The organism is Streptomyces sp. NPDC055078 (genome assembly GCF_053607985.1).
On record NZ_JBSGUP010000317.1, the window covers coordinates 1 to 9,264 of the forward strand.

Consider the following 9,264-nt stretch of genomic DNA (forward strand, 5'->3'; position numbering starts at 1 on the left):
GTGCCGGGTGGGGCTCCTTGAGCAGAGTTGGCGTCAGCTCACATCGGCGCTACGGGCCAGCGCCACCAGCCCGGCGAACGCACCCGGCGACAGCATCAGAACCGGACCGTCACCGACCTTGCTGTCCCGGACGGGGACGACGCCGGACGGGGCGTACGCGGGGGCCCACTCGACGCACTGACCACCGTCGTTCCCGCTGTACGTGCTCTTGACCCAACCAGTCAGGTCGCTGCGCATGGGCATACTCCTCGGCGAGCTGTTGGATGTAGACGATCGATTCCGCGGGCGACAAGGCGTCGGCCCGGAGCCGATCGTATCTATCGCTCGCGGCAGCCACTGTCTCGGCGTCGTCGTACGGACGCCCGCCTTGGGGCGACTCCGTGTGCAGCAACGTCGGGCCTGCCTTGAATACGAGCAACGTGAACGGCAGATGATGAGCCGACGGGCCCTCGCTGAAGGGCAGGACCTGGAGAGTTACCGACGGCAACTCCGCCTGCTGACACAGATAGTTGAGTTGCTGTTCCATGATCTCGAAGCCACCGACCACGGTCCGCAGACAGGACTCATGCAGCACGACCCACAGGGACGGCGGCACGTCACGCTCCAGCACCTTGCGGCGTGCCAGTCGGGCGGCGACCCGGCCCTCGATCTCAGGTTCCCCGTCACGGGGAATCCCAGTGCGGAAGACAGCGCGCGCATACTCCTCCGTCTGCAACATGCCCATGATCAAGGTGGTCGAGAAGTCGGAGATCCGTGAAGCCTCTCGTTCGAGTCCTAGGTACGGCAGGAACCAACTCGGATAGTCACCCTCAACGACCCTGCTCAGTTGGCGTGCGAACAGATCGCCTGTCCCGAACGCCCGGTCGCAGCCAAGCGCGAACTTCGCGCTGGGTGTCACCTTGCCGGCCTCGACTTTGGAGACGTGCCCCTCTGAGTATCCGGTGGCCAGTCCGAGCCCCTTCTGGGTCATCTTCCTAGCCTTCCGTACTTGCTTGACGTCCAGCCCAAACGATGCGTATGGATGCAAGCCCTCTACGACGATGTCCTCATCCATGCTCTTGACCTCACATCTCTGCCTTCAACCCGGATCAGATCAGGGCTCCTGCACTTGCAAGAGGAGCTGCAAGTTGCCTAAGACTAGCGCTAGTTGTGGTCATCTGGTCACGCATCGAAAGCCCCGAGGGGAGCGAGCGAGGAGGCACACCGCCGTGACCGACAACCCACAGCAGGATGGCGCTCAGCGCAGACCCGCCTTACCCCCTGAGCCGGAAGCGCTGCCCAAGCGCACCCGCGTGCTCAGCGACGCGGAGATCTCCGCCCGGCAGCGCGACCGCTGGGAGCGCCGCGCGGACCGCTGGCTGGCGCCGCCCGAGGTGGTCGAGACGCCGGACGGGCGCGTATGGATCGAGCTGCCCCCGGGGACACCGCGTGGGCCCTTCCCTCAGGTGACCCGTACCGGCGTCGAGCGCCTGTACGCCGGGCTGGCGAAGCACCGCGACGCGATCGCCGCACGTTCCGATCTCTCCGTCGTCACGGCCCGGGACCGGCTGAGAAGGGCTGTGGCGGAACGCAATGCCAACAGCCGCCGGGGGCTGTGACACCCAACCGTGCGCGGAGCGTACGCACAGTGAAAGGTACTCCGTTGGCCAGAAAGCCGTACCGGGTCACGGGCGTGGTCACCAGCCCCAACAAACCGGAGAAGGGGGCCACCACGGTCGTGATGGCGGACAGCCCAGAGGAGGCGAAGGCCGCCGGTAAGCGGGCGATCCAGAAGGCCAACCCGCACGGCGTGGTGCATGTGCGCGACGCCGTACCGCCCAGGCCCTGACACCTTGCCGCCGTCGTGCGCGGGATCACCCGCGCAGAGACGGACCGGCATCTACCACCCAGCCGAAACGCCCCGACCGACCGATTAGGCCCGGTCTGTCGGGGCTCGCCAAGACAGCTTGCTAAGGAGCTGAACGACGTATGTGTGATCGTATCGCCCGTGCACTCGTATGGGTGCTGAATATGATTCCCTTGACGCGCCGCACGAGGCCCGGACGCCACAGCGCCGCCCACCTCGCCGGACGCCCGGCCCCCGCCGGCGACCCCGTGCCGGCCAGCCCCTGGTCCCGGCCGTGGGCCGGACCGAGCGCCGAGGAGGCCCGAGCGGTCTTCCGGGCGGAGGAAACACTCGTACTCACCCCCGTACGGCGAGAACGCCATTTCGCCGTGGCATGGGCGATGCGCGGGTACGACTACCCGTACGTCGCCGAGGGTGTCCACCAGGTCCGTACGGGGGTGCCCGCGTGACCCGCGACGCCATCATCAGCGACCCCACCCCCGCACCGGGCGCGTACTGCTGCGTCTGCAAGAAGTGGACGAGCGCCCCCATGCCCGTCCGGCACATCGAACGCGCCAGCGGTCCTCCCGTCACCCTCTACGCCTGCCCCCGGCACGTCGTGGGCCTCGCCCCCGCCCCGGTCGCCGGAGAGCTGAACCGGGGCGCGTAGCCCGGGGCAGGCAGCGGAGAGATCAGTCCCGGCCCTCAGGGGCCGGGACTTCTCTGTCGCCGGGCTGCCTGAGCGGGCAGTCCAGTCCGGGAGCCGCGCGGTTCGGGCAGCACACCAGGGCCAGGGACAGAAACGACGGATGTTCCAGGTAGAAGCCGTGGGACACATCGCCACCCCAACCGAGCCGTTCCGTCGCGGAGTCGACCAATACGGCCAGGTGGGTAGCGTCCCGGTACGTGTCTGAGCCGAACCGAGGGGCGTGCTCGGCCAGTCGTTCCCCGAGCCAGTCCGACGCTTCCTTCGGTTCTTCCCAGGTACCGCGTACCAGCTTCCTGGGCTTGATGAGCCAGTACGCGGTTTCGAGCGGCGGGAGGTCCACGACGGGGAACTCCGCCTTCACTTCCTTGTAGCGCTGGACCAGCTCCGGTCTGCTGTCGCCCGGAGGCGGGACAGAGCGCGGAGGACGCCTCAGCGCCTCGTCATCGAACCGTTGCTTCGGGCCGGTCCACAGATACCCGTGGTGGTGCAACTGTCCTTTCCCTTCGGGGAGTACGAGGGAGTACGGAAGAGTTGGAATCCGACCGGCCTCTGACCTACGCAGGGGGACTGAGACCGGTCGGAGACAAAGAGAGGTCAGGCGGAGAGCCCGAAGCGGGCGGGGTCGATACCCGCCGCGTCCAGCTCGGCGGTGGTGAACCGCAGCGGCTCCACGCCCGGCCGCTTGCTGTCGCCCAGTGCCCACGCATGGGCACCGATGCGTGCGAGGGTCACGCACGATTCGCCGTCGGGGTGCGTGTTGCCGCCGCACGCCCGCGCGAACGCGGCGCCGTTGATGTCGAGCGCGTACAGGTTCTCTTCATCCGACATGCTGATTTCCTTCCCGATCGTCCAACGGCCGCATGGGCGGCCGTCCTCCGCCTCTGGCAGGCGGAAGTAAGCGCGGCTTCCAGGACACCTCTCCAAGAGAGATTGAGGTACCTGGAAAAACACCGCTGCCGCGCCGCCCCGGAATCTCCGATCTGACGCATGGAGAGATCTTCGGCCCACCGGGCCGGCAAATCCAGCACTATTTGCGTTGCCGAATAGAGGATCATGAGCGGCAGATGGTCGCCCACTCTCCGAGCAGGACCCTGGCCTCATCGCCGAACAACGCATGGCGGGTGTACCGGTTGAACACATCGAGATGCTCTGCAACATCTCTGGCGTCCTGGAATACTATTCGCCCCGTGAAAGTCTCGACGGTCGCCAGTCGTTCATCGTAGATCGTGAATGTATTCATGGGACCGCACCCGACTTCTGCCCCCAAGGGGATGATGCCAATATGAATGTTGGGCAGGTGGGACAATGAAATAAGGCGGTCGATCTGCACGGCCAGAGCAGCAGGCGGAACGACAGCCCACCGGGCGGCCTGCTCGGTCAGCAGGAAGGTGAACTGCTTCGCACTGTTGTAGAGGACCGACTGCCTCTCCAGTTTTCTTACGACGGTCTTGGAGACGTCCACCGGTGAACGAGAAAGGCTCGCCTTGATGTACTCCGGTGTGGCCAGGAGACCTGTCACCATGGCAGGCAGGAAGTAGCGGAGAGTTGTTGCCTTCGCCTCCAGGCCCGCCAACTCCGCTTGCCGCTTCTCCAAGCCTCTGCGCCACGAAGCCCGCTTCCCCTGCCACTCCGTGTGAGCGAGTCGGGCCAGAGCGGCCACTTCCACCACCATGTGCTGTGGAGCATCGAGGGCTCTGAGAATCAACTCGACGTCGACAAGACTCGGTGCAATTCGACCGGTTTCAATGTTGCTGAGCTTGGTTTGGGACATGTTGCAGCGCTGAGCGAGCCAGACCTGTGTACGGCTGGCTCGCTTGCGCATGGTGCGAAGGATCTCCGCGAGGTCGGACCTCGATCGGTCCAACTGCTCAGGATCAAACGTCAAGAACCTTCACGTACTCCTTGAACGGCACAGCGTGCGCCAGGGCTCGTTCCTTCCATTCCCGGTACGACGCAGGGTCTCCCTCGTACGCTTCGCGATTGATCTGGGTCCCGTCCGGGCGGTAGTTGAGATGAGCGATGCGGGACTCATCGAACATCCACCAGTCACGCCCGGAGAGCGGCAGATCGTAGGTCTCGTGCGTCACGTCCAGAATACGGATATCCTCGCCAGCCGCAATGTTGCCGGGAATGCCCCATGCGAACTGGTACCGCTGATAGTCCGTGAGCGGTCGGCGCACGATGCGTACACGACCGATGCGTCTTCCGGACGTGACGTACCCGCGCACTCGCTCATGCCAGCGCGCATTGTGCTCGGCAGGCTTGTCCTCGCCGCGCAGGAAACGGGCCACGTTCTCCTGCTCATTGGGCATGGTGTACGTCGGCTGGGCCTCGAATCGCCATGCTTCCCGCTCGAAGGCATCGAAGAACCGACGCCAATCCTCACCATCCAAGAGCACGGACAGCCTCCTTGAAAATGTGCTCAGGGATCTCCACCAAGCCTTCGCCGACAGGCGGGGTGAAAGCGTCGGACACATCCCCCTGGACGACGAAGGACCCGCTTTTGGTCCGGTAGACGTTTGGGCAGTCGTCGTCATCACAGTTGGGATCGCCGACGCTTCCGGTGAGGCGGGTCAGTTCCTCGCGCGCCATCGTTACCCCTTCTTCGATGCAGGGTCGGTTCCCTGCTGTTGGGAGGAGGTTAAGGCGACGGGATGCGCCGGGACCATGGCACATCGCCGATATTCGCGTTGTCGGGTAGATGATCATGGCACACGGCGCCAGCTCACCCGGTGTTCCGAGAGGCGGGAGAGGACCGAGTGGTTCGCCTCCCAGCCGTCCGCGGACTTGACGCTTGCCGAACTGGTGCGGGCTCAGCCCGCTGAATGAGGCTGTCCAGGGAGGACGGCTCCGACGCCGTGGTCACACCGGACACGTGGAGATCGTCCCGGACGTCAACGGCCCCCGGCGCTCATCGGTCCGCCGGAGACAGGCAGAACTCGTTGCCTTCGGGATCGGTCAGCACGATGTTGTTGTTGTTGTCCGTGTGGCGGGCTTGGACAGTCGCTCCGAGAGCGGTCAGGCGTCGGATCTCCGCCTCCGGGTCCGCGGCGAGCAGGTCCAGGTGCACACGGTTCTTCACCCTCTTGGTCTCTGGCACGAGCTGGAACCACAGACGAGGTCCTCCGTCGGCCGTCTCGACAAGAACGGTGGGGTCGTCTTCGGTGCTGGTGATGCCCTCGGAGCGCAGGCGGGCGAGTTCCGCATCGTCATAGGGCGCGACGGCGTAACCATCCAGAGCCGCGGCCCAGAAGCGAGCCGTGGCCGCGGGCCGGGCGCTGTCGAAGACGATGTCGTGAAGTCGCGCCATGCTCCCATGATCCCCGAGCCTGGTGGCCGGTGTCGCGCAGTTTCCAGAACCGGCTGAAGGACGGGTTCTCACGGGCCGGCGCCACGGATGGATCTGCCCGAGCGGGTCGGGTCGGGTCGTGGAAGAAGGGGGCGGGGCCGGTATGCCGGACCCGCCCCCTTGGCTGGGTGCGGGGCGCACTGTGGTGTGGATACGGGGTGTCGATCAGCAGCGGTCGTTGGCGCCGTTGCTGCCACCGCCGGTGAGCTTGCTGTCCACCACCCAGCCGTTGATCTGCGTTCCGGCGACCCGCAGATGGGTCCACCTGTTGCCCGCGCTGTTCTCGGTCCAGCAATGCCAGTACAGCAGACGGTTGTTGGAGACCACCTCAACCACGGCACAGTACTCGTGAGGCCCGGTGCGGACGTGAATGCTGCCGTCGGGGTCCTCGCCGTAGCCGGAGCCGCCGTCCTTGTTGCTGTGGGGGTGGGTGCAGTCGAGCGGGGCCATGGGCGAGGCCGGAGCCGCGGCGGCGGGCCCGATGGTCAGCCCGCTGACCAGAGCCAGGGTGGAGAGCGCTATTACGTTGCGTAATCCCGCTTTTCTCATAGGGCGATCCCCTTTGTGTGGGTTGACCTCCCGGCCGGTCCTCGCACTTCTGCGAGCGGGCGGGACGGCTTCCTGCCCTCGCCGGGAAGTCCGTCCACCAGAGTGCTGGCACGGCGCTGAGGTGTCATTGACTCCCAGAAGCCACTTGCCTTGACGCTCCGTCTCCTGCGGGGGCCACAAGGGGGCTCAACATGTGGTGGCGGTAGTCCCCGGGCGTCAGGCCGTGGACGGCGCGAAAGGCACGGCTGAAGGTCGCGGGTTGGTGGAACCCCGCGCGGGCGCCGATATGGGCGACGGGAACCTGCTGAAGGGCGGGGTTGGCCAGGTCGTCGCGGGCGCGTTCCAGACGTCGGCTGCGGATCCATGCGGCGACGGTGGTGTCGGCACCGCGGAAGAGCCGGTGCAGATGGCTGACGGAGATATGGTGCGCGGCCGCGATGGCGCCGGGGGAGAGCTGCGGGTCGGCCAGGTGCTGCTGGATGAAGGACTTGATGCACAGGACCAGCGTCCGACGGCTCGTCTCCGCGGGGAGCGCCTCGTCGGCGTCGAGTTCATGGGCCAGCAGCGCTGACAGCAGGTCCTGGGCGACGGCACCCAGCCGGGGGCCGTCGGACGGCTGGAAGGTGTGGCTCTGCATGGTCAGACGGTGGACGAACTGCGCGAGCAGGCCGCCGACCCCGTTCTGATCCGACAGCCGCAACCGGGGGAGCGCGTCGAGCGCCCGCGCAGGCACGTGCAGCAACTTCTTCGGAACCTCAAGGCTGACGCCGGTCATCGGCCGGCCGGGGTCGAGCACCTGGCAGACGTAGTCCCGCGAGGTGTCGAGGGCGAACAAGTCGTGGCCGTTGCCGCACACCGCCTGCCGGCCGCCCTGACTGACTCCCACGACTCCGCGCAGCACGAGGGTGACATGGCACAGCTCGGGGTCGGACCGTCTGATCAGCTGGGGCGTCCGGTGAAAGCGCATCGGTTGGAAGGTCGCGGTCCAGGCGCGCGTTGCTCCGAGATCGAACATGCGCAGCTTCGCGTCGAAATCGCTGGCGTGGTCACTGGTCATCTCGCTGGGTGCGTGGGTACGGCCGATCAGCTCCCGCCAGTAGTCGAAGCGGTCCCGCGCAGGGACGTCCTTGCCGCAGAAGGCCATTTCGTTCAACACGCTTCGTGACTCCCTCCGATGGAGACCTCATCGCCCCGGTGCAGGGTGTGAGGTTGCCCGGAACGGACGCCATACCGGCTCCTGGACAGAGCGGTACGGCGATTCGCGCCCAGTTGACCGCGGAGGCGGGGGCGGTGGCGAGGCAGGGGCGAGCCAACCCTGACGCCCCGCCCGTAGGTCGGTGTTCGCCGGGATCGCCTCCTGGCCGGAGCACGCGACCGTGCCAACCGCCTCACCGAGGAATCCAGGCGGCCTTGGCGCGTCGTGGTCATGGGGGAAACGCAGCCCTGACCTGGTACCAGAGACGACTCCCTTCGGGAACGGGGGGAGTCGCCTTCATCAGTGGCCCCAGCCGCCGGCCAGGGCCCCTGGGCAGGGTCCCGCGGCCGTACGGGTCACGGGCGCAGGCTCACCCGGTGTTCCGAGAGGCGGGAGAGGACCGAGTGGTTCGCCTCCCAGCCGTCCGGGAACTTGACGGTGACGCCCAGGGACACCGGCTCCGTCGACGGGTGTTCGTCCAGGAGTTCGCTCACCCCAGCGCGGCACACCACGACGCAGGCGTGCCGGTGCCGGGAGGCGAGGACGCACAGGCGGCCGGTCTCCAGGTGGAAGGCGGTCGCGTCGGGGCGGCCGGAGAGGGGGTGGAGGACGACGGTGACGTCGAACTCACGGCCCTGGAGGCGGTTGGCGGTGTCGACGGTGACGTCGGGGACGTCCAGGTCAAGGAGGGCGGCGCGGACGGCGGCGGCCTGGTCGCGGTGGGCGGTGCCGACGGCGATGCGGTCGGCGGCGACCGGGGTGGGGGCCGCGTCGGCGGTGCTCGTGGCGCGGCCGTCGCGGTCCAGCAGGCGGCGGACGACGCGCGCCACTTCCCGTACCGCCTCCGGATCCGTACGCGGGGTGTGGCGGGCGGGCAGTTCCAGCAGACCCCAGCCGGACTCGGCGGCCTCGTCCAGCACCCGGTCGTGCGCGGAGCCGTCCGACGCGACCTTGAAGGACAGCTTCCGGTCGCCGGGGCCCGTACCGCTGCGGAAGGGGGTGTACGGGTAGAAGGCGTCGGACACCAGCGGCGCGGCCGACGCCGGGAGGCGCCAGGACACCGGCAGCCGGTGCTGGGGCAGTTCGGGGTTGTGGGCCAGCAGGGTGGAGACCGCGCTCGCGGACGGGTCGTACGACAGCCCCGCCCACTGGTCCGCGCCCACGATCGAGAAGGGGTCGAGCTGTCCCGGATCGCCTACGAACAGGGCGCGTTCGAAGAGGCCCGCGACCGCGAGCAGCGCGTCGGAGCGCATCTGGTACGCCTCGTCCACGATGGCGTGCGGCCAGGGCTCCACGTTCTGCACATGGGCCCACTTCGCGGCCGTGGAGATCACGACCTCCAGGCCCGCGAGATCACCCGCCTTGGCCGACTTGCGGACGTTGGCAAGTCCGTCGAGTGCCTTGTCGTACGGGTCGGGGTCATTGCTGTGCAGCCGCCCCACGGGCAGCTCCGGGTCCTTCTCGGCGAGGCGGAGCACCAGGTCGTCCACCTGGGCGTTGGTCTGGGCGATGACCATCAGCGGACGGCCCGCGCGGGCCAGTTCGAGGGCGGCGCGGACCACGAGCGTCGACTTCCCGGCGCCGGGCGGCGAGTCCACGACGACGCCCCGGTGGCCGGCGCCCAGAGTGTCGGCGAG

At 67.5% G+C, this 9,264-nt stretch carries 14 protein-coding genes and 1 pseudogene; 4 read left to right on the plus strand and 11 right to left on the minus strand.

The features are described from left to right. Positions 1-33: 33 nt before the first annotated feature. Both ACWF94_RS24140 and ACWF94_RS24145 read right to left on the minus strand, forming a co-directional pair. Complete coding sequence (locus tag ACWF94_RS24140) at positions 34-237, minus strand: DUF397 domain-containing protein (protein ID WP_453492109.1); 204 nt, start codon at positions 235-237, stop codon at positions 34-36. 34 nt (positions 238-271) lie between these two features. After that, positions 272-1,054, minus strand: a pseudogene (locus tag ACWF94_RS24145) (helix-turn-helix domain-containing protein); the annotation flags it as partial. Positions 1,055-1,208: 154 nt separating this feature from the next. On the opposite strand from ACWF94_RS24145, the gene ACWF94_RS24150 reads away from it, so the two are divergent. The 4 genes from ACWF94_RS24150 (at position 1,209) to ACWF94_RS24165 (ending at position 2,495) form a co-directional block, all read left to right on the plus strand. After that, positions 1,209-1,598 carry a hypothetical protein gene (locus ACWF94_RS24150; protein WP_453492112.1) on the plus strand — a complete coding sequence of 130 codons (390 nt, stop codon included), beginning with the start codon at positions 1,209-1,211 and terminating at the stop codon, positions 1,596-1,598. 44 nt (positions 1,599-1,642) lie between these two features. Then, positions 1,643-1,828, plus strand: coding sequence for a hypothetical protein (locus tag ACWF94_RS24155; RefSeq protein ID WP_453492115.1), 186 nt, complete (start codon positions 1,643-1,645; stop codon positions 1,826-1,828). Between the two features lie 140 nt (positions 1,829-1,968). Next, entirely contained in the window at positions 1,969-2,295 is a 327-nt protein-coding gene (locus ACWF94_RS24160) for a hypothetical protein (protein WP_453492118.1), read from the plus strand. Beyond that, a complete protein-coding gene (locus ACWF94_RS24165; protein WP_453492121.1) occupies positions 2,292-2,495 on the plus strand; it encodes a hypothetical protein in 204 nt (67 codons plus the stop codon). Before ACWF94_RS24160 ends, ACWF94_RS24165 begins: the two co-directional genes overlap by 4 nt. 22 nt (positions 2,496-2,517) lie before the next feature. On the opposite strand, the gene ACWF94_RS24170 is transcribed toward ACWF94_RS24165, so the two are convergent. The 9 genes from ACWF94_RS24170 to ACWF94_RS24210 form a co-directional block, all read right to left on the minus strand. Further along, entirely contained in the window at positions 2,518-3,024 is a 507-nt protein-coding gene (locus tag ACWF94_RS24170) for a hypothetical protein (protein ID WP_453492124.1), read from the minus strand. A 104-nt stretch (positions 3,025-3,128) separates the two neighbouring features. After that, positions 3,129-3,362: a DUF397 domain-containing protein gene (locus ACWF94_RS24175; RefSeq protein ID WP_453492127.1), complete on the minus strand. Its 234-nt coding sequence runs from the start codon at positions 3,360-3,362 to the stop codon at positions 3,129-3,131. 223 nt (positions 3,363-3,585) lie between these two features. Further along, entirely contained in the window at positions 3,586-4,419 is an 834-nt protein-coding gene (locus tag ACWF94_RS24180) for a helix-turn-helix domain-containing protein (RefSeq protein WP_453492129.1), read from the minus strand. Then, positions 4,409-4,933: a DUF6879 family protein gene (locus ACWF94_RS24185; RefSeq protein WP_453492132.1), complete on the minus strand. Its 525-nt coding sequence runs from the start codon at positions 4,931-4,933 to the stop codon at positions 4,409-4,411. Before ACWF94_RS24185 ends, ACWF94_RS24180 begins: the two co-directional genes overlap by 11 nt. Further along, entirely contained in the window at positions 4,917-5,126 is a 210-nt protein-coding gene (locus ACWF94_RS24190; protein ID WP_453492135.1) for a hypothetical protein, read from the minus strand. Before ACWF94_RS24190 ends, ACWF94_RS24185 begins: the two co-directional genes overlap by 17 nt. Positions 5,127-5,445: 319 nt before the next feature. Continuing rightward, entirely contained in the window at positions 5,446-5,844 is a 399-nt protein-coding gene (locus ACWF94_RS24195) for a VOC family protein (RefSeq protein ID WP_453492138.1), read from the minus strand. Positions 5,845-6,048: 204 nt separating this feature from the next. After that, complete coding sequence (locus tag ACWF94_RS24200; protein ID WP_453492141.1) at positions 6,049-6,432, minus strand: SH3 domain-containing protein; 384 nt, start codon at positions 6,430-6,432, stop codon at positions 6,049-6,051. Between the two features lie 124 nt (positions 6,433-6,556). Further along, the gene (locus ACWF94_RS24205) at positions 6,557-7,588 is read right to left on the minus strand and encodes a helix-turn-helix domain-containing protein (RefSeq protein ID WP_453492144.1); all 1,032 of its coding nucleotides are present in this window, start codon (positions 7,586-7,588) and stop codon (positions 6,557-6,559) included. 395 nt (positions 7,589-7,983) lie between these two features. After that, positions 7,984-9,264: AAA domain-containing protein (locus ACWF94_RS24210; protein WP_453492147.1), on the minus strand; the 1,281-nt coding region annotated here is incomplete at its 5' end.

Excerpts from the sequence above, each read along its gene's own strand:
- ACWF94_RS24140 (WP_453492109.1), bottom strand. The coding sequence starts at position 237 with ATGCGCAGCGACCTGACTGGTTGGGTCAAGAGCACGTACAGCGGGAAC.
- ACWF94_RS24160 (WP_453492118.1), top strand. The coding sequence starts at position 1,969 with ATGTGTGATCGTATCGCCCGTGCACTCGTATGGGTGCTGAATATGATT.
- ACWF94_RS24175 (WP_453492127.1), bottom strand. The coding sequence starts at position 3,362 with ATGTCGGATGAAGAGAACCTGTACGCGCTCGACATCAACGGCGCCGCG.
- ACWF94_RS24190 (WP_453492135.1), bottom strand. The coding sequence starts at position 5,126 with ATGGCGCGCGAGGAACTGACCCGCCTCACCGGAAGCGTCGGCGATCCC.
- ACWF94_RS24195 (WP_453492138.1), bottom strand. The coding sequence starts at position 5,844 with ATGGCGCGACTTCACGACATCGTCTTCGACAGCGCCCGGCCCGCGGCC.
- ACWF94_RS24200 (WP_453492141.1), bottom strand. The coding sequence starts at position 6,432 with ATGAGAAAAGCGGGATTACGCAACGTAATAGCGCTCTCCACCCTGGCT.